Origin of the sequence: Shewanella sp. HL-SH8 (genome assembly GCF_051165765.1) — a bacterium.
Lineage (GTDB): Bacteria > Pseudomonadota > Gammaproteobacteria > Enterobacterales > Shewanellaceae > Shewanella > Shewanella glacialimarina.
The window spans coordinates 1,709,282-1,730,267 of sequence record NZ_CP195039.1 but is presented as its reverse complement, the minus strand read 5'-3'; the positions used below and the strand labels follow the sequence as shown (position 1 = coordinate 1,730,267).

The window sequence follows — 20,986 nt, the reverse complement described above, 5'->3', positions numbered from 1 at the left end:
ACGCTCGATAGCATTGGAGAATACAATCATGGAACATAAATCGACCCGCTCAATGCATCGATATATGGTAGGCCTATTAAGCATATTGCTCGTCAGTAGCTGTGGCTCAGAGGTTAAGCAACATTCAGAGTCTGTTAATTATCAAACGGTAGCAGTCTCAAACATTGTCGCATCCAATTATTATCCACATGAACAAACCTATACCGGTACTATTCGCTCTGCAAACACCACAGGTATTGGTTTTGAGCTAGCGGGAAAACTCAATGGCATAAATGTCGATAGTGGTAATAGCGTTATTAAGGGGCAAACACTTGCCACACTTGATACAAATTTACTTCAGGCTGAAAAACAACAACTTGAAGCAAGCCTGCAACAAACAAAAGCTGACCTAGACCTTGCCCAAAGCACCCTAAAACGCACCTTGGCCTTAAAAGATAAAAATTACGTCTCTGAACAACAATTAGATGAGACCAAGCAACAAGTTACCGGCTTGCAGGCTAACCGCCAAAGATTAAACGCCAGCTTATATGCCACTAATCTTAAAATTGAAAAATCCACCTTAACCGCCCCTTTTAACGGCAAAATCAGTAAAAGACATCATAATGTGGGTGAGGTTATTGGCTTAGGCAGTCCGGTTTTCACCTTAATTGGTAACGATCAACAACAGGCATATATTGGTGTCCCCATTACTGTGGCACAAGGGTTAGCTAATCAACAACAAGTGCTTGTGCGTGTTGGTGATCAAAGCCTCAGTGGCAACATTGCGGGGATCAGTGCTGAAGTTGATAGCATTACGCGTACAGTGCAGTTACGGATAAGTTTACCCAATGATGCCACTGTGCTTAATGGTGAAATAGCCTACCTTGAATACAATCAAAATATCCAAGTTACTGGCTATTGGGTGCCTATTTCGGCATTAACTGATGGCGTTAGGGGGTTGTGGAATATATTTGTATTAAGTAAAACCTCTGATGCTAGCGGCAGTAATCACTATGCGATTGAACGCCGTGACGTTGAAATTATCTATACCAATCAAGATCAAGCCTACATTCAGGGGGCAATAAGCGCTGACGACACCATTATTGTGGAAGGTTTACATAAGTTAGTGGTAGGTCAGGTTGTGACACCTGTTAAAACCGTGATGGCGGAGGCATTATGATTAAAGCCTTTTTAGAAAACGGTCGACTTACCAGTTTATTTATCGCCCTGCTTCTTGTGGCAGGTCTTGGTGCTATTTCTAGTCTACCGCGAACAGAAGATCCGCATATCACCAATCGCTTTGCATCCGTTATAACCCACTACCCGGGCGCTTCAGCTGAACGCGTAGAAGCTCTGGTCACGGAAGAGTTAGAAACTCAGTTACGTCGCTTAGAAGAGTTAAAGCTGGTTCAGTCTACTTCTCGCCCAGGGATTTCGGTGATTCAACTGGAACTTAAAGACACCATTACAGAAACCGATCCTGTATGGTCAAGGGCGCGAGACTTAGTTGCAGACGCCAAACGTTACTTACCCTCACAAGCACAAAACAGCACATTAGATGATCAATTTGGTTATGCCAGTACGGCTATTTTAGGTGTTGTGTGGGATGACGACTCACCAGTAAGAAGTGATATTTTAAATCGCTATGCCAAAGAGTTAGAAAGCCGAATTAGATTATTATCAGGTACTGATTTTGCCAGACTTTATGGCGCACCAGAAGAAGAGATATTGGTGGAGTTAGATGGCAATAAAATCAGCCAACTTAAACTAACGCCCGGCACGATTGCACAAATTCTGACTAATGCCGACAGCAAAATTTCAGCGGGCGAAATCAATAACGATCAATTTCGTGCTTTGGTTGAAGTGTCTGGAGAGCTCGATTCACAAAGCCGCATTCGCCAAGTACCATTAAAAGTCGACGATGATGGCCAAATCATTCGCTTGGGTGATGTGGCAACCATTAGCAGGCAGTCTAAAACCCCAGCCAGCAGCATTGCATTAATAGATAGTCAGCAAGGCGTACTGATTGGCGCAACCATGTTAAATAGTCACCGAGTGGATGTGTGGCAACAGCATGTTGCTGACACTATTGAGACTTTTTCAAAAAATTTACCAGCAAACATAAAAGTACAATGGTTATTTGACCAGCAAGGTTACACCAGCGTCCGTTTAGGTGATTTGGTGATTAATCTGCTGCAAGGTTTTGTCATTATTGTCGCAGTGCTAATGCTCACGCTCGGTCTGCGTAATGCACTTATTGTCGCGTTATCTCTGCCATTAACCGCGCTATTTACCTTAGCCTGTATGAAATACACTGGCTTACCTATTCACCAAATGTCAGTTACAGGCTTAGTGGTTGCATTGGGGATCATGGTTGATAACGCCATTGTGATTGTTGATGCCATAGCACAACGACGCCAACAGGGGATGAGTAAACTAGAAGCCGTATCGAAAACTCTGCATCATTTATGGCTACCGTTAGCAGGGTCAACCATTACCACCATGCTTGCCTTCGCTCCTATTATGCTAATGCCAGGTGCTGCGGGTGAATTTGTTGGCGGCATTGCTATTTCAGTGATGTTCGCACTTTTAGGCTCATACATTATTTCTCATACGCTTATTGCTGGCCTTGCTGGACGCTTTAGTCGAAGTGAGCCTGCTACGGCATGGTATCAACAAGGGATGGCCTTTCCACGGTTGGGGTATGCTTTTAAAGCCAGTTTAGAATTTGCGCTAAAGCGACCACTGTTAACCGCATTGGTGGTAGGTATTTTACCGATAAGTGGTTTTATGGCTGTAGGACAAATGACTGAGCAGTTTTTTCCGCCGTCTGACAGGGATATGTTTCAAATTGAAGTCCATCTTGCCCCGCAGGTGAGTATTGAAAACACCCGTCAGCAAGTGGATTTAATTGATAAAAAGCTACAACAGATAACTGATATTAGTGAAGTAACCTGGGTTGTGGGCGGCAATACGCCTTCTTTTTACTACAACCTCACTCAACGTCAACAAGGGGCGACTAATTATGCTCAGGCAATGGTTAAAGCTGCAGACTTTGAAACCGCTAATCAATTGATACCACGGCTGCAAAATGAGCTAGATATTGCCTTTCCCCAGGCACAAATTTTGGTGCGCAAGCTAGAACAAGGTCCACCTTTTAACGCGCCCGTGGAACTATTAGTCTTTGGACCTAATCTTGACACATTAAAAGAAATTGGCGATCAGGTCCGCGCCCTGCTTATTGCTACGCCAGATGTTATTCATACCCGTGGCACCCTATCACCCGGAGCGCCAAAGTTATGGTTACAGGTCAACGAAGACGCCAGCTTGATGAGCGGCCTTAGCTTGACCGATATTGCCAATCAAGTGCAAATGGCCACAACGGGCATTATTGGTGGCAGTATTTTAGAACAAACTGAATCTTTACCTATTAGAGTCAGACTTGGCGATAACAGCCGCGAGCAAGCAACCCGCCTAGCCGAGCTTAATCTGGTATCACCTACAGGCACAGGCATTCCACTGTCTGCATTATCTTATAACGAGATCAGTGTCAGTCGTGGTGCAATACCCCGCCGAAACGGTGAGCGGGTCAATACCATTGAAGCCTATATCACCAGTGGTGTATTACCTGCTCAGGTGTTAAATGACGTGAAGCAAAAGTTAGCTGAGATTAATTTACCTTCGGGCTACCGCATTGAAGTAGGCGGCGAAAGCGCCAAACGAAATGAAGCTGTGGGGAACTTATTATCAAATGTGGTTGTAGTGGTCACCTTACTGCTCACTACTGTGGTGCTATCGTTTAACTCATTTAGACTGACCGGTATTATTTTACTCAGCGCCATCCAATCGGCCGGACTGGGCTTATTAGTGGTGTTTGTGTTTGGCTACCCATTTGGTTTTACTGTGATTATTGGTTTATTGGGTTTAATGGGATTAGCCATTAATGCCGCCATTGTGATTCTGGCTGAACTTGAGGACTTACCCGAGGCAAGACAAGGCAATATGGCATTAATTGTTGATACCGTTAGCAGTTGTGGCCGCCATATTGGATCGACAACCATCACCACTATCGGCGGTTTTTTACCGTTAATTATTGCGGGCGGTGGATTTTGGCCTCCCTTTGCTATTGCTATAGCGGGCGGAACCTTGCTAACGACCATGCTGTCTTTGGTTTGGGTACCGGTAATGTATCGACTATTGATGAAACCGAAAAGATCGTCATTACAGTCAATAGCGATACACACATAATAAAGAACATACTTTTGTTTTCAAAAGAGTGGCATTGACACATGCCACGCTTATTTTTGTTTAATAATGCAATCTATTCGCATGACCTATTAATACTAATAACAGTCGACAATGGCCCATAAAAAAACCCGCTATATTTAGCGGGTTTTTAACGTAATACCAATTAACCGTTAGCTTTCATCGTTTTCTTTACGGTCCATATTTTCAGTGTTTTCAAGCCAAAGAGCATTAATAATGCCAAAAGAACAAGCCAGTAATACCCCTAAAATCCACGCAAAATACCACATAGATGATTGCTCCTATTAATAAAGTGATGACTTGTTGTCTTCAATAAAGTTGCGATTTAAGCGGCCATACATCTTGTAGTAAGTCCAAATGGTATAACTTAATACGGTTGGAACAAAAATAATCGCTGCAAAAGTCATGACTTTTAAAGTCATTTGACTTGCCGTTGCATCCCACATCGTTAAGCTGACATTAGGTTCAAGTGACGATGGCATAACAAATGGGAACATTGCTGCACCACAGGTTAAAATGACACTCGCTATTGCTAACGCACTAAAAAAGAACGCAAATCCACTGCGGTTAAATCTGCTAGCCAAAATAGCTAACAACGGCATTAATAACCCTAAAGCAGGGAATAACATGGTAACTGGATACTTGTCATAATTAGCTAACCAGGCACCCGCTTCAATCGCAACCGTTTTAGTGGTTGGGTTTGAAGGCCCAGCTAAGTCAAGTGTTGAGGTAATCACGTAGCCATCAATGCCATTGGCTAGCCACAGACCGGCAGCAGCAAATAATACAACCAACAAACCACCAAAAATTTGGGTCATGTTAGCCGCACGAACACGTAACTCGCCTTCTGTTTTCATTTGTAACCAGGCAGAGCCATGCATAATGATCATGCTGACACACACAAGGCCTGTTAATAGTCCAAATGGATTTAATAACCCAAAAAATCCACCGTGGTATTTAGCCCGTAAAAACTCATCAAAGTTAAATGGTACGCCTTGTAACAAGTTACCAAAGGCAACGCCAATAATCAGTGGAGGTACAAAACCGCCAATAAACAATGCCCAATCCCATGACTTACGCCATTTTGGATCTTCGATTTTTGAACGATAATCAAACCCAACAGGACGCAAGAATAAGGCAAACAATACCAACATCATCGCGACATAAAAGCCTGAAAATGAGACGGCGTAAACCATTGGCCAAGCAGCGAATAACGCACCACCAGCGGTAATTAACCACACCTGGTTACCGTCCCAATGGGGCGCGATGGTGTTAATCATAATACGGCGTTCAGTGTCATCTTTACCAATAATGGGTAACAAGGCACCGACTCCCATATCAAATCCGTCTGTTACAGCAAAGCCAATAAACAGCACACCAATTAATGCCCACCAAATAAATCTTAATACTTCATACTCAAACATAATTAGGTCCTCTGATTAAGCATCTTGGTTTTCAAAATGATAGCGGCCGGTCTTCATGCTACTAGGGCCAAGACGGGCATACTTAAACATTAAGAACATTTCTATTACCAGTAATATTGCGTAGAACAAGGTAATTGAAATAATACTGAACCACAGGTCTGCCGTCGTTAGACTTGAGGCTGACATAAAGGTCGGTAACACTTCAGAAATGGTCCAAGGTTGACGGCCATACTCAGCCACAAACCAACCACATTCAATGGCAATCCAAGGTAATGGTAAACCGTATAATGCTGCTTTAAGTACCCATTTTTTCTCTGCGATTTGATGACGCGTACTTTGCCAGAATGCAGCAGCAAAGATAAACAGCATTAATACTCCAGAACCAACCATGATACGGAATGACCAAAATATCGGTGCTACGTTAGGAATAGAATCTTTGGCAGCAGCTTTAATTTGCTCTTCTGTTGCATCAACCACATTTTCGGTATAGCGCTTTAACAAAAAGCCATAACCTAAATCATGTTTGGTGGCTTCAAAATTATCACGCAGCTCTTGGCTTTGATCACCAGCACGTAATTGGGTTAAGAAGGAATAAGCAATCATGCCATTACGAATACGTATTTCGTGCTCATCGATTAAATCAATAATCCCAGTAACTTGCTCATCTAATGAACGGGTCGCAATGATACCCATCGCGTAAGGAATTTTTATCGCGTAGTCTGTATTCATTGTTTCCTGGTTAGGAAAACCGACAACAGTAAAGGCAGCAGGAGCAGGCTCAGTGTGCCACTCAGCCTCAATTGCAGCTAACTTTACACGCTGTGCTTCACCAACTTTATAGCCAGACTCATCACCTAACACGATAACAGATAAAATAGAGGCCATACCAAAGCTTGCTGCAATCGCAAATGAGCGACGCGCAAAAGGTAAGTCACGGCCTTTTAGAATGTAGTATGAGCTGATTGCCAGAACGAACATGGCACCAGCGGCGTAGCCCGATGCAACTGTGTGAACAAACTTAACCTGTGCAACTGGGTTGAAAATAACCTCAGCAAAGCTGGTCATTTCCATACGCATGGTTTCGTAGTTAAACACTGACCCTACAGGGTTTTGCATCCAACCATTGGCAACCAAAATCCACAACGCAGACATGTTAGAGCCAAGCGCAACCAACCAAGTAACAGCTAAATGCTGACGCTTACTGAATCTGTCCCAGCCAAAAAAGAACATTCCCACTAGGGTTGATTCCAGGAAGAATGCCATTAAGCCTTCAATAGCTAATGGCGCCCCAAAAATGTCACCTACATAATGTGAGAAATAGGACCAGTTAGTACCAAACTGGAATTCCATTGCCAAACCGGTAGTGACACCTAAGGCAAAGTTAATTCCGAATAATTTACCCCAAAATTTAGTCATGTCTTTATATATCTGTTTATCAGTCATCACATAAAGTGACTCCATGATCGCCAGAATAAAAGCTAAACCTAATGTGAGGGGAACAAACAGAAAGTGATACATGGCTGTCAGCGCAAATTGTAAACGCGATAGCTCAACAACCTCTTCGATAATCATTGGCGACTCCTTACTTCAGTACAACCAAATACTGCATAGCAACATAATTGCTATAATGACGTTATACCTGAAAACAGTCATATTGACGCAATGAACAACTCACCAATGTATATAAAATGATAAATTAATCTGTTTGCCTGCGTTTTCAAGTCCAATTCTAAACGGTATATATATTAAGGTATAATTAAGCAAAAGGTCATGTTTTTTAATCAAAAATGTGATAAACATTAGATTTTTTGAATGAATCTAATTTTAATATAAATAATCATCTACTTAGCTCAAAACCGACTCTTACTAACTTTGAATTTAATGTCAGACAGCTCACAATTTAATCATAAAAAATCATCCACCCGACTATCACATATATCACCCCCAACTTTTAGGTATTGACAAAAACATGCCACTTGCTAGGAAACAAAAAACGCATCGACCTTAATCAACAATAAAAGTCACAACTTACGCCAATTGTTAATAGAAAGTATAAAATGGTAAGGGTAACCAATAAAGGATTAATTATATAAATATTATAAAATTAAAAATTATATATAAAAACCTTAAAAATCAATTGCAAAATAAAAAACACAACAAATTAAAACAATAATAACACAAGTCAACCATTAGATTATCTAATGTCTAATAATCATTTTTACTCGTTTGAACCCAAACTTCAATCTCAGTATGATATACGTATTAAGAAAACGAGCAGCATATATGCCAGGGAGTCGTTATCTTAAGCCCAAGGTGTTTTTTATCGTTCAATTACTGAACTTATTGATCTAAGAGATGTTGCTATGACTAAATTATTTGAAAACGTTGTCAGCTTATACAAGCGTGCTTTTGTTGAGATGTACAACGCAAAAGAAATGAAATAATTCGTTTTATCCTATTTGATATTTTGTTAGCGCAAAATAGCCAATCATTGTCTTTTTAAACAATACGATGATTGAGACAAAAAAGCCCATTCATCACTGAATGGGCTTTTTTACGCCTAACAATTCTATCGCTAGTCGTAAAGGAATGTTTTAGCGATAAAAATAAAAAAGGCGACTATAAATAGTCACCTTTTTATTAGTTCAATTTACAGCGCTAAGCTTAAGACTAACTAGCCAATCTTAACTCGAGCATTGCGGAACATACGCATCCATGGGCTATCTTCGCCCCACTCTTCTGGGTGCCAAGAGTTGGCTACGGTTCTAAATACACGCTCAGGGTGCGGCATCATAATCGTTACACGACCATCAGTCGTACACACACCCGTTAAACCATTTGGTGAACCATTTGGATTTAAAGGGTATTGAGTAGCAACTTGGCCATGGCCATCAACATAACGCAATGCAATAGTGCCTGACGCCTCAGCTTTTGCTAATGCTTGTGCATTGGCAAATTCCGCTAAACCTTCGCCATGTGAAACAGCGATAGGCATACGCGAACCTACCATGCCTTCAAAAAAGACCGATGGCGTTTGTTGCACTTCAACTAGACTGAAACGTGCTTCAAAACGTTCTGAACGGTTACGGACAAAGTGTGGCCAATGTTCACTACCTGGAATGATTTCTTTCAAGTTAGATAACATCTGACAACCATTACATACACCTAAAGCAATGCTAGCGTCACGCTCAAAAAATCGGCTAAATTCATCACGGGCACGACTGTTGAACAGAATTGACTTAGCCCAACCTTCACCAGCACCTAATACATCACCGTAAGAGAAACCACCACACGCCACTAAGCCTTGGAATTCTTCCAAGCTAATACGTCCTGATAGAATATCTGACATATGAACATCGCGGCTTTCAAAGCCAGCACGGTCAAATGCCGCAGCCATTTCAATGTGAGAGTTAACCCCTTGCTCACGTAAAATAGCCATCTTAGGCGCTAAACCTTTTAAGATATAAGGCGCTGCAACGTCAGTGCTTGGATCAAAAGCTAACTTAACGGTTAAGCCCGGTGCATCAGCTTGTTGCTTAAGCGCGAACTCTTCTTTAGCACACTCAGGGTTATCACGTAGCGCTTGAATGCGATAAGTGGTTTCAGACCATAACGTCCGTAATGCGGTGCGAGTATCGGCAAAAATAATGCGCTGACCATCAGTGATGCTAATCATATCAGCGGCTTGTAGGCCACCAATGTTATGACAAGTTACCCCTTTAGCTTCAAACAGAGCAACTATATTAACAACGTCAGCTTGGCTAACTTGAATAACAGCACCTAATTCTTCGTTAAATAAACGCTCTAAATCAGTACCGTTCAAGCTGGCTAAATCGATGTTTAAGCCAGTATTACCGGCAAAAGCCATTTCCACTAATGTGGTAAATAAGCCACCGTCACTGCGATCGTGATAAGCGATAACAGCTTGGTCAGCTACTAATTTTTGCATCACTTCAAAGAAGCCTGCTAGGTTAGCAGTTTTATCCAATGTTGGCGCAACATCGCCTAATTCACTGTAAACCTGCGCTAAACAAGAGCCACCTAAACGGTTTTGACCATTGCTTAAATCGAGCATTAATAAAGCGGTATCGCCTTTATCGGTGCGAAGTTCTGGCGTGACTGTTTTACGAATGTCTTGTACTACACCAAATGCGGTGATCACTAACGACATAGGTGAAGTTACGGTTTTTTGCACGCCGTTATCTTCCCAGGCCGTCTTCATTGACATTGAGTCCTTACCGACAGGAATGGTAATACCAAGTTCAGGACAAAGGTCCTCACCAATGGCTTTCACAGCTTGATACAAACCGGCATCTTCACCAGGGTGACCTGCTGGAGACATCCAGTTTGCTGACAACTTAATGCGTTTAAATGTGCCAATATCTGTGCCCGCAATGTTCATGATTGATTCAGCCACCGCCATACGGGCAGATGCATCAAAATCAAGCAAAGCTAACGGAGTACGTTCGCCCATAGACATAGCTTCACCGCAGTAGCTGTCATAGCTTGATGCCGTTACCGCACAGTCGGCAACTGGCACCTGCCAAGGGCCAACCATTTGGTCACGGTTAACTAAACCGGTAACTGAACGGTCACCAATGGTGATCAAGAAACTTTTATCAGCCACTGTAGGCAAGGTTAAAATACGCTTAACCGCTTCTTTAACATCAATTTTAGCTTGGTCTAACGCGGGTGAAACCGCTTTAGCAGATACCACATCACGGCTCATTTTAGGCGCTTTGCCTAATAAGACTTCAAGCGGTAAGTCGATTGGCTTGTTGTTAAAGTGACTGTCTGCAAGCGTTAGATGCATTTCTTCAGTCGCTTCACCAACAACGGCAAAAGGTGCACGTTCACGGGCACAAATATCTGCAAATTGCTGTAGATTCTCAGGCGCAACAGACAATACATAACGTTCTTGTGACTCGTTACACCAAATTTCAAGCGGACTCATGCCTGGCTCATCTGACGGCACGTTACGTAAATTAAACACCCCGCCACGATCTGCATCGTTTACTAACTCAGGGAAGGCATTTGATAATCCACCCGCACCCACATCGTGAATAAACTGAATTGGGTTCGCATCACCCAACTGCCAGCAACGGTCGATTACTTCCTGACAACGACGTTCCATTTCTGGGTTTTCACGTTGCACTGAAGCAAAATCTAAATCTTCACTTGATTGGCCTGATGCCATAGAAGATGCTGCACCGCCGCCAAGTCCGATGTTCATTGCTGGGCCACCTAATACAATTAGCTTAGCGCCAACGGTAATCTCGCCTTTTTGCACATGCTCATCACGAATATTACCTAAACCACCCGCTATCATGATTGGCTTATGGTATCCACGCACTTCCACACCGTTATGGCTAGACACTTGCTGCTCATAGGTACGGAAATAACCTGTAATAGCAGGACGGCCAAACTCGTTGTTAAATGCCGCGCCACCTAATGGGCCTTCAAGCATAATTTCAAGTGGTGTGACGATACGGTCAGGCTTGCCATAATTATCTTCCCATGGGTGAACAAAACCCGGAATTTTCAAGTTCGAAACCGTAAAACCGGTTAAACCTGCTTTAGGCTTAGAACCGCGCCCCGTTGCACCTTCATCACGAATTTCACCGCCAGAACCTGTAGCAGCTCCTGGATATGGGCTAATTGCGGTTGGATGATTGTGGGTTTCCACTTTCATCAAGATATGCATAGGTTCTGTGTGGTAGTTATAAACGCCATCAGGATCAGGGAAGAAGCGACCCGCAACAGGCCCAGTCATTACCGCTGCATTGTCTTTATACGCTGACAGCACGAAATCTGGAGTCACTTCAAAAGTGTTTTTGATCATTTTGAACAATGATTTTGGCTGAACTTCACCATCAATTGTCCAATCAGCATTAAAGATTTTATGGCGACAATGCTCAGAGTTTGCTTGAGCAAACATCATGAGCTCGATGTCGTTTGGATTACGCTTCAAACGCACAAAGTTCTCGACTAGGTAGTCAATCTCATCTTCAGCCAGGGCCAGACCTAATTTTACGTTAGCCACTTCTAATGCACGGCGGCCTTCGGCAAGAATATTAATACTTTTGAATTTTGCAGGCTCAGTGCGGGCAAACAACACATCTGCAGCGGAGAAATCGTTAAGTACAACTTCCATCATGCGATCGTGTAACAAGCTCACTAACTGGGCATATTGCTCAGTCGTTAACGCTTGTGATTCAACATAGTAGGCAATACCACGTTCTAAACGCTTTACTTTACTTAAGCCACAGTTACGGGCTATGTCAGTAGCTTTAGAAGACCAAGGCGAAATAGTACCAGGACGAGGCGCGATAAAAATTAACTGCCCTTGTGGGGCGTGGGACTCAATGGCTGGACCGTAGGTAAGAATTCGTTCAAGCTGAACACGCTCATTATCATCTAATTGTTCAGTTAAATCAGCTAAATGCGTATATTCAGCGTAGATACTTTTCACAGGAAGATCTGCGCTGTCGCAGGCCTCGATGAGTTTTTGAACTCTAAATGCAGAAAGTGCTGGGGCTCCGCGAATGATTTCCATCACGTCTATTCACCTTATAAATTATATAGGAGGGTCAGAATTGGCGCTATTATAGGGAATTGCACAGTACAAATCACCTACCATGCTGTTTGAAAACAGTGTTTCCTAATAGACAAAATATCGAACCAACAAAGCAAAGCAAAACCCAAAAAGTCAATCTAACATCTATACTAAAGGTTATCGACAATTAGCCTTGTTAAGCACCTTAATCGTAACATTGGCATAACATTGACAATGCAATTTCATCATTTAGCTCAGCATAACCGCTGCTATTTTAACCAACACTATGCGATTTTAATAACTCCTGCTAAAGTGGGCGGCATAAAATACCCAACAGCTTAGCGATACACTTTTTCTGCATGAGCTTACAATAGCCATTTATTTTGATTCCCAACAACTATTTTATTAAATAATCTATTGAAAAATATGATAAAAAAAATAACCACTATTTTGTTTGTTATTTTCATTTCGGCCTGTCAACCAGCCGAAAAACAACAAATAGAAGACATTATATCTTCAGCACCAAAGCAAACTGAACTTCGTGTCGGCACGCTTTATGGTCCACAAATTTATCTTAACTCGGAAGAGTTGGGAGAGTCAGGCTTTGATTTTGAAATGGCAAGCAAGTTTGCTGATTATTTAGGTGTGCCATTACAGATGGTACCTTTTACTGATCGTAAACAATTATTTAGTGCACTTAAGCAAGGTAAAATTGACATTATTGCTGCCGGTATCGCGAAAACCCCCAACCGCATAAAGCAATTTAAACTTGGCCCAACCATGTACAAGGTTAATCAAGTACTGGTTTATAAAGAAGGCACCCCAGAACCTAAGGATATTGCCAATCTTGCGGGTGAAATCACGGTTGCGTCTAATTCATCTTCTATACACACGTTAACCCAGTTGCAAAAAAATCATCCCGATTTAATGTGGAATCAGGTAAATGATAAAGACTACGAAGATTTATTCGCTTTAGTGGCCAATGGCGACATCAACTACACAATTGCAGATTCAAACAGCTTGTTAATCAACCAACGTTTCTTACCCGAGTTACGTGAAGGTATGATTTTAGAAGAGAAGCTTGAAGTCGTGTGGCTTTTACCACCTGATGAAAGTGATCGCTTAATGAGTAAATTACTGGCTTTTTGGCATAATGAAAAGCGCGCAGGCACCTTAGAGCATTTAAACGAAAAGTATTTTGGTCACGTTAAACGGTTTGATTATGTCGATACCCGCGCTTTTATCCGGGCTATCGATAATGTGTTACCTGAATACCGTAGTATGTTTGAACAATATTCTGGCGACTTTGATTGGCGTAAATTAGCCGCTGCCAGTTATCAAGAATCCCATTGGAATCCTTCAGCTCGCTCACCAACTGGTGTTAGGGGCATGATGATGTTAACGCTTCCAACAGCGGCTTATGTGGGAGTCGATAACCGGCTTGATCCAGAGCAAAGTATTCGAGGCGGTGCATTTTATTTAAAAGATATGATGGAGCGCTTACCTGAAACTATTCCTGAGAATCAACGCATTTGGTTTGCTCTAGCCTCATATAATATTGGTTTAGGACATGTGGAAGACGCCCGTAGACTAACAGAATCGATGGGAATGGACCCCGATGCTTGGCGAGATGTTAAAAAGGTATTGCCTTTATTACAGCAATCTAAATATTATAAACAAACGCGCTATGGTTATGCTCGTGGAAGTGAAGCTGTCCATTACGTTGATAGTATTCGTCGTTATTATGACACGCTAGTCTGGATTGATGATCAAACTAAGCAAATAGACATTATCGACTCAGAGCCAACGCCTGAAGCCATTGCCGACAATATAGAACCACTAGCAGACTCAACAACAGTCCCTAAGGGCTAGTATTGATGTTACAATATCAGTCGAAAATGTATATGGAGTCATTATGAAAAGACCACTAGCAAGTAATTTTATGTCTCGCAGGCGGGTGATGTTAAAACTGCAAAAAAGACGTATCAAGAATAGACAGCATATTTTCTTCTCTTTCCAAACTCCGGATGCCTAGGCATCCGTTTTTTTATTCCTTTTGAGCGTTTTTAAAACAAATCCGATTAAATATGTGATCTTTAGCGGGAGTTTAAAGTGTAATTAATGAGTGGCCCCAAAATACAATCCCTGCCACTCTGGTACAAGCATCTCTTATAAATACAATTTTGTCATTTTAGTCACCCTCTATAAAGTCACACTTTGTTCCAATCGCCGTACTGAATATTTCAACGATGAGAATCAACTCCTGTCGCTATCAATACCAAGCTAAAATCAAACAATTGCCTGTAGTAAATAGCTTGCTAGTAACCCACTAGAAAGGACAATTTTGTAAGCTAGGGAAAAATCGGCAATAGCGGCTAGCATGCCACTCTCATGTGGCAGTAATTTTTTAATGGGTTGAATCTCTATTTATCAGTATTTAAAATTTTGTTCTTCATATTCTGAGTTCACACCTTACAAATGACAAGCTGAAGGCTTAGTAATAGTAGGATAAATAAGTAAAACCGTGAATGCTCTAGAACAAGTAAATTGAACTGATTTGATGAGGAGTCTGAGTAATTATTAGATGCCTAAGGACATTTGGTCTAAGCAATTGTAGAGGCGATAAACAGAATAGATGTTATATGCCTCTTCAATCTCTTGGTTAATGATGGCTATAATCCAAAATAAAACCTGTTATATAACAATCTTAGCCATTATTTGCCGTCAACAATAATCTCTTTAAACAGGGTTCTAGAAATATCTTCTTGTTTCGGACTTGTCATGGTAATTTTTAAATATCGTGCATCGGGACCATAAAGAGCATTATCTCTATCAAATGTACATTTCATGCTGCCAGAAGAAGGACCCATCTTAAATTGAGAACACTGGATTACTCCCGGTTGATTCATCATGGTCCAGGTCTTAGTCCAGTTAATTTTATCTGTTGATACTTCAATAGTATAAAAATTCGATTCCCAAATAAGCGGCTCAGCAAAAAGCTCAATTGAAGAGACATGGCTTATCTGCCCAAAATCTATTACGAAGAAGTCTCCACTGACATTAGGAGACCAATATGCACTTGAAAGAATATCATTATCAATTAATAGCTTAGCATTTTGAGCATCATAAGATGCTTCTATTGTTGCGCCATTGTCTTTTGATGCTAAGTTTCTTTGGAGTGTAGGTTGTTCTGCTTCAGGTATAGAAGATTCTTCACTGCCGCCACACCCAGCTAAAACCATCAAAAATAATCCTAGTGTTGTTTTTTTCAATTCCATATAAAATTTGCTTCATTTCCGATTTATTAAAGAAGCGGCATTATATGTTAACACATTGAAATTAAGTAGACTATTTAGAATGAATTGTAAAAACTGTGATATTTAACAAATGATTTTTTGCTAAAACAATATGCTTAACGGCCTTTGATGCCATCGGGCTCGATAGCTAACTGCCGTGCTTGTTTTAGGGCTTTTTTCTCAGCTCGGCGGCGGGAGAAAAAAGCGCTTAACTGATTACCACATTCTGGCGCTAGTACACCAGAAGTCACTTCGAGCTGATGATTAAATGCCGGATGTTGCAGTATATTCATCACACTCCCCGCGGCACCTGTTTTTAAATCATCTGCACCATAAACCACCCGCTTAATACGGCTGTGGATCATGGCTCCCGCGCACATAGTGCAAGGCTCTAAGGTGACATATAAGGTGGTATCTAACATACGATAGTTAGCTAATATTTTACCCGCCTGGCGAATACATTCCATTTCGGCATGTGCGGTAGGGTCGTGATTTAAAATACTTAAATTAAAGCCACTGGCAATCATCACATCATCTTTGACTAATACAGCACCCACAGGTACTTCGCCCTTTTGCTCTGCTAGCTCAGCAAGTTGCATGGCAACACGCATCCACTTAATGTCGATAGCTTCTTGAGTGTCTTTTTCTGGGGTGTTTATCACTTTATTAACCTAGGCAATGATTGTACGGCGCTATTCTAGCAAATAAAAAAGACGCCGAAGCGTCTTTTTTATGAATAAGCAGGCTTAATGCTGACGCATTATTCCCATTCAATCGTTGCTGGAGGCTTACCTGATATATCGTAAACTACTCGTGAAATACCATCTACTTCATTGATAATCCGGTTAGATACACGCCCTAAGAAATCATAAGGTAAGTGTGCCCAATGCGCAGTCATAAAGTCGATTGTTTCCACTGCACGCAATGATACAACCCAATCATATTTACGGCCATCACCCATCACGCCAACAGAACGTACAGGTAAAAACACGGTAAACGCTTGGCTGACTTTGTTGTATAAATCTGCTTTGTGTAATTCTTCAATGAAGATAGCATCAGCGCGGCGCAGTAAGTCACAATACTCTTTCTTCACTTCGCCTAATACGCGTACCCCAAGACCAGGCCCAGGGAATGGGTGACGGTAAAGCATATTGTATGGTAAGCCTAATTCAAGACCAATTTTACGCACTTCATCTTTAAATAACTCACGTAATGGCTCAACTAAGCCCATTTTCATATCGGCAGGTAATCCGCCAACATTGTGGTGTGATTTAATTACATGCGCTTTACCTGTAGCACTACCTGCTGATTCAATCACATCAGGATAGATAGTACCTTGGGCTAACCATTTAGCATTGGCGCATTTTTTTGATTCTTCATCAAAAATTTCAACAAATACGCGGCCAATAATTTTACGTTTAGCTTCTGGTTCTGCTTCTGATGCTAATGCATCTAAAAAGCGATTCTCAGCATCGACATGGACAATTTTGAGTCCAAAGTGATCGCCAAACATCTCTAATACTTGATCAGCTTCGTTTAAGCGTAATAAGCCATTATCAACGAACACACAGGTTAATTTGTCACCAATAGCACGATGCAGCAGCATGGCCACAACCGATGAATCTACTCCGCCAGATAACCCTAAAATAACTTCATCATCACCGATTTGTTGCTTTAAACGCTCAACCGCGTCTTCAATAATCGATGACGGTTTCCAGTTGGCTGGACAACCACAAATTTCAAGGGCGAAATGCTCAAGCATACGCTGACCTTGACGAGTGTGGGTTACTTCTGGATGAAATTGTACGCCGTAGAATCTTTTGTCTTCATTGGCCATTGCCGCAAAAGGACAGGTATCGGTTTTAGCGACAGCAACAAAACCTTCTGGAATGGCTGACACTTTATCACCGTGGCTCATCCACACATCAAGAAGAGGCTTACCTTCGGCGCTAACAGCATCTTCAATGCTTTTGAATAATGCAGAAGTAGTTTGTAACTCTATTTGAGCATAGCCAAACTCACCTTCACCTATGCCTTGAATGACTTTACCACCAAGCTGCTCAGACATAGTTTGCATGCCGTAACAAATACCTAAAACAGGTACGCCAGCGTTGAACACGTATTCTGGAGCGCGTGGAGAATTAGCAGCAGTCACACTTTCTGGACCACCCGCTAAAATAATACCATTTGGGGCAAAACCGCGGATTTGCTCTTCGCTTACATCCCAAGCCCAAAGTTCACAATAAACGCCAATTTCACGAATACGGCGGGCGATAAGTTGGGTGTACTGAGAACCAAAATCAAGGATCAGTATCTTATGCTCATGGATATTACTCATGGATTACCTTCAAATATTGATTAATGCATAACCTAAACACAGTGTTTAAGCCATTTGAAATAGTGTCAAACAGAGCGACTTTGTGTCACTCTGTTATCGGAAACTAATCGATTAAGAGCCTGAACGGTAGTTCGGTGCTTCTTTAGTAATGGTCACATCATGAACATGTGATTCACCCATACCAGCTGAAGTCACTCTAACAAACTGCGCTTTTTCATTTAAATCTTTAATGGTCGCACAACCAGTTAGGCCCATACATGAACGTAAGCCACCCATATGTTGATGGATAATTTCTTTCAGCTTACCTTTATAAGGTACGCGGCCTTCAACACCTTCAGGAACTAGCTTGTCTGCAGCGTTGTCGCTTTGAAAATAACGATCTGATGAGCCTTGAGTCTGACCCATTGCGCCAAGTGAGCCCATACCACGATATGACTTATAAGCACGGCCTTGGTAAAGCTCGGTTTCACCCGGAGCTTCATCAGTACCAGCAAACATAGAACCCGCCATGATACATGATGCACCAGCAGCTAATGCTTTGGCTAAGTCACCAGAGAAACGAATACCACCATCAGCGATAACCGGAATACCCAGTGCAAGCACAGCTTCGGCCGCATCAGATACCGCAGTAATTTGTGGCACGCCGGCGCCAGTTACAATACGCGTAGTGCAAATTGAGCCAGGGCCAATACCGACTTTAACCGCGTTTACGCCAGCTTCCACTAACGCTAATGCGCCAGAAGCCGTTGCCACGTTGCCGCCAACAATTTGTAAATCAGGGTATTTAGCGCGGGTGTCACGAATGCGCTGTAATACGCCTTCTGAATGTCCGTGTGATGAGTCAATCAATAACACGTCAACACCGGCTTTTACGAGGGCATCAACACGTTCTTCATTGCCAGGGCCTGCACCAACCGCAGCACCGACACGTAAACGACCTAATTCGTCTTTACATGCGTTCGGCTTACGCTCAGCTTTTTCGAAATCTTTAACTGTGATTAGGCCTTTAAGTTTAAAGTTACCATCAACCACAAGGACTTTTTCAATACGATGAGAGTGCATTAATTTTTGCACTTCATCTAACTTAGTGCCTTCAGCGACAGTCACCAAGCGATCTTTTGGCGTCATCATGTCAGCAACAGTTTTGCTCCAGTCAGTCACAAAACGTACGTCACGGCCGGTAATAATACCCACAAGTTCATGGGCATCATTCACCACAGGGTAACCGGCAAAACCATTGCGCTCTGTTAACTCACGTAGGTCAGTCAAGGTTGTTGCTGGGGTTACGGTAACCGGGTCTTGAACGATACCAGCCTCATAACTTTTAACTTTACGAACTTCTTCGGCTTGTTGCTCAATACTCATATTTTTATGAATAAAACCTAAACCGCCCTCTTGCGCCATCGCGATAGCAAGGCGAGATTCAGTCACAGTGTCCATAGCAGCAGACACAAGTGGAATGTTTAGTTCGATTTTATTGGTTAAACGAGTTTTAAGCACAGCGGTATTAGGGAGTACGGTCGAGTGGGCAGGAACCAACAACACATCATCAAAGGTTAGTGCATCTTTCAGTAAACGTAGCATGGCAACATCTCCCTAGTAAGTAGGATTTGAGGTGAAATATTGCGGCGAGATTATACCTTGCATATTGCAGTTGGTAAATGGAAAATAGCTTTTTATTACCCTTAGAATAAGAACAGTCATGAGTGCCACAAAAAACAATGTTTATACCGTCTCCAAATTAAACGGCGAAGTCAGGCAAATTCTTGAAGGTCAATTGGGTAAAATTTGGCTTAATGGCGAAATTTCAAACTTTTCATCGCCCTCCTCTGGCCATTGGTATCTGACGCTTAAAGATAATTTCTCTCAAATCCGCTGTGCCATGTTTAAGGGCCGTAACCAAGCAGTGCGTTTTCGCCCTGTTAATGGCCAGCAAGTATTAGTCAAAGGCGCGATAAGCGTTTATGAGCCCCGTGGAGATTATCAATTATTAATTGAATCTATGTTGCCTGCAGGTGATGGTTTATTAGCGCAAGAATATGAAGCGCTAAAAATGAAATTGGCAGCAGAAGGATTATTTGCCGCAGATACTAAACGCCCACTGCCTGATAATATCCAGCGTATTGGGGTAATAACCTCTGCAACGGGTGCAGCCCTTCGCGATGTACTGCATGTACTCGCAAGGCGAGACCCCTCTATTGAAGTTATTGTTTATCCAACACAAGTACAAGGTGGTCCGGCAAGTCAGTTGATTTGTAATGCGATTCAAATAGCCAATCGGCGCCTTGAAGTGGATGTATTACTATTAACCCGTGGTGGTGGCTCACTAGAGGACTTGTGGTGCTTTAATAGTGAATTACTCGCCCATGCTATTTATAACAGCTCAATTCCCGTTGTCAGCGCTGTGGGGCATGAGATAGACACTACCATCAGCGACTATGTAGCCGATGTGCGTGCGCCAACACCTTCTGCTGGGGCTGAACTCTTATCAAAAGACAAAGGCAATAAAGCCGAAAAGCTGGCATTGATGTTGTCGCGTTTACAACAAAGTATTCGTCATTACCAATTACATCAATCAAGTCGGTTAAATCAACTACAACATCAACTACAACGTCATGATCCCGCCAGACGCTTACAGCAATTTGAACAACGTTTTGATGAAATGCAAATGCGTTTACAACATGCCTTACAACATCGTTTAAACCGTTTGGCTATGCAACAGCAACAATTACACAGCAGACTACAACAATGCTCACCTGTGAATAGTTTAAAAGTTGAAGCTAATCGCTTGCAGTTTTTAGAGACGCGCTTTAATGACGCAGCCAAAAAGTATTTTAACCATGCGGAATTACGCCTTAAACAAGCGGTGCACCACTTAGAGACTGTGAGCCCATTATCAACATTAACCAGGGGATACTCGATAACTAAACACAATGATAATGTGTTAATTGATGCCACCAAGGTGAACTCAGGAGACCTACTTAAAACCCAGTTGAAAAACGGGGAAGTGACATCTAAAGTAATTTAAGTGTCATTATTGCTAAACTAATAGAAAAATATTATTTACAGGTGTTAACTGCAATAAAAAACCACCGCTAGGTGGTTTTTTATTAGCTGTATTTGTATA

General features: G+C 42.0%; 12 protein-coding genes. 4 read left to right on the top strand and 8 right to left on the bottom strand.

What is annotated here, in order from left to right:
* The first annotated feature begins 28 nt into the window (after positions 1-28).
* Together ACRWQN_RS07665 and ACRWQN_RS07660 are read left to right on the top strand one after the other, a co-directional pair.
* On the top strand, positions 29-1,159 hold the full coding sequence (locus tag ACRWQN_RS07665) for an efflux RND transporter periplasmic adaptor subunit (protein ID WP_434940367.1): 1,131 nt from the start codon (positions 29-31) through the stop codon (positions 1,157-1,159).
* A complete protein-coding gene (locus ACRWQN_RS07660; RefSeq protein WP_434940366.1) occupies positions 1,156-4,227 on the top strand; it encodes an efflux RND transporter permease subunit in 3,072 nt (1,023 codons plus the stop codon). The genes ACRWQN_RS07665 and ACRWQN_RS07660 overlap by 4 nt, the downstream gene beginning before the upstream one ends.
* A gap of 170 nt (positions 4,228-4,397) precedes the next feature.
* On the opposite strand, the gene cydX is transcribed toward ACRWQN_RS07660, so the two are convergent.
* The 4 genes from cydX to purL form a co-directional block, all read right to left on the bottom strand.
* The gene (gene cydX, locus ACRWQN_RS07655; RefSeq protein WP_434940365.1) at positions 4,398-4,514 is read right to left on the bottom strand and encodes a cytochrome bd-I oxidase subunit CydX; all 117 of its coding nucleotides are present in this window, start codon (positions 4,512-4,514) and stop codon (positions 4,398-4,400) included.
* Between the two features lie 15 nt (positions 4,515-4,529).
* On the bottom strand, positions 4,530-5,669 hold the full coding sequence (cydB, locus tag ACRWQN_RS07650) for a cytochrome d ubiquinol oxidase subunit II (protein WP_434940364.1): 1,140 nt from the start codon (positions 5,667-5,669) through the stop codon (positions 4,530-4,532).
* A 15-nt stretch (positions 5,670-5,684) separates the two neighbouring features.
* Positions 5,685-7,241 (bottom strand): cytochrome ubiquinol oxidase subunit I, encoded by a 1,557-nt coding sequence (locus tag ACRWQN_RS07645; RefSeq protein ID WP_434940363.1) that lies wholly within the window; start codon positions 7,239-7,241, stop codon positions 5,685-5,687.
* A 1,102-nt stretch (positions 7,242-8,343) separates the two neighbouring features.
* Complete coding sequence (gene purL, locus ACRWQN_RS07640; RefSeq protein WP_434940614.1) at positions 8,344-12,225, bottom strand: phosphoribosylformylglycinamidine synthase; 3,882 nt, start codon at positions 12,223-12,225, stop codon at positions 8,344-8,346.
* Positions 12,226-12,663: 438 nt separating this feature from the next.
* Between purL and mltF the strand changes: the two genes are divergently transcribed.
* The gene (gene mltF / locus ACRWQN_RS07635; protein WP_434940613.1) at positions 12,664-14,097 is read left to right on the top strand and encodes a membrane-bound lytic murein transglycosylase MltF; all 1,434 of its coding nucleotides are present in this window, start codon (positions 12,664-12,666) and stop codon (positions 14,095-14,097) included.
* Between the two features lie 842 nt (positions 14,098-14,939).
* Here mltF and ACRWQN_RS07630 read toward each other — a convergent pair.
* From ACRWQN_RS07630 to guaB, 4 genes are all read right to left on the bottom strand, one after another.
* Complete coding sequence (locus tag ACRWQN_RS07630; RefSeq protein ID WP_434940362.1) at positions 14,940-15,503, bottom strand: discoidin domain-containing protein; 564 nt, start codon at positions 15,501-15,503, stop codon at positions 14,940-14,942.
* A 134-nt stretch (positions 15,504-15,637) separates the two neighbouring features.
* A complete protein-coding gene (gene tadA, locus ACRWQN_RS07625; protein WP_434940612.1) occupies positions 15,638-16,180 on the bottom strand; it encodes a tRNA adenosine(34) deaminase TadA in 543 nt (180 codons plus the stop codon).
* A gap of 101 nt (positions 16,181-16,281) precedes the next feature.
* Complete coding sequence (gene guaA / locus ACRWQN_RS07620; protein WP_434930202.1) at positions 16,282-17,859, bottom strand: glutamine-hydrolyzing GMP synthase; 1,578 nt, start codon at positions 17,857-17,859, stop codon at positions 16,282-16,284.
* Positions 17,860-17,970: 111 nt separating this feature from the next.
* The gene (gene guaB, locus ACRWQN_RS07615) at positions 17,971-19,443 is read right to left on the bottom strand and encodes an IMP dehydrogenase (RefSeq protein WP_434940361.1); all 1,473 of its coding nucleotides are present in this window, start codon (positions 19,441-19,443) and stop codon (positions 17,971-17,973) included.
* Between the two features lie 118 nt (positions 19,444-19,561).
* Here guaB and xseA point away from each other — a divergent pair, with 118 nt between their 5' ends.
* The gene (gene xseA / locus ACRWQN_RS07610) at positions 19,562-20,887 is read left to right on the top strand and encodes an exodeoxyribonuclease VII large subunit (protein WP_434940360.1); all 1,326 of its coding nucleotides are present in this window, start codon (positions 19,562-19,564) and stop codon (positions 20,885-20,887) included.
* The last annotated feature ends 99 nt before the right edge of the window (positions 20,888-20,986 follow it).

What these genes read in the sequence shown, in the direction of transcription:
- ACRWQN_RS07665 (WP_434940367.1), top strand. Translation starts at nt 29, where the DNA reads ATGGAACATAAATCGACCCGCTCAATGCATCGATATATGGTAGGCCTA.
- ACRWQN_RS07660 (WP_434940366.1), top strand. Translation starts at nt 1,156, where the DNA reads ATGATTAAAGCCTTTTTAGAAAACGGTCGACTTACCAGTTTATTTATC.
- cydX (WP_434940365.1), bottom strand. Translation starts at nt 4,514, where the DNA reads ATGTGGTATTTTGCGTGGATTTTAGGGGTATTACTGGCTTGTTCTTTT.
- cydB (WP_434940364.1), bottom strand. Translation starts at nt 5,669, where the DNA reads ATGTTTGAGTATGAAGTATTAAGATTTATTTGGTGGGCATTAATTGGT.
- ACRWQN_RS07645 (WP_434940363.1), bottom strand. Translation starts at nt 7,241, where the DNA reads ATGATTATCGAAGAGGTTGTTGAGCTATCGCGTTTACAATTTGCGCTG.
- purL (WP_434940614.1), bottom strand. Translation starts at nt 12,225, where the DNA reads ATGGAAATCATTCGCGGAGCCCCAGCACTTTCTGCATTTAGAGTTCAA.
- ACRWQN_RS07630 (WP_434940362.1), bottom strand. Translation starts at nt 15,503, where the DNA reads ATGGAATTGAAAAAAACAACACTAGGATTATTTTTGATGGTTTTAGCT.
- guaA (WP_434930202.1), bottom strand. Translation starts at nt 17,859, where the DNA reads ATGAGTAATATCCATGAGCATAAGATACTGATCCTTGATTTTGGTTCT.
- guaB (WP_434940361.1), bottom strand. Translation starts at nt 19,443, where the DNA reads ATGCTACGTTTACTGAAAGATGCACTAACCTTTGATGATGTGTTGTTG.
- xseA (WP_434940360.1), top strand. Translation starts at nt 19,562, where the DNA reads ATGAGTGCCACAAAAAACAATGTTTATACCGTCTCCAAATTAAACGGC.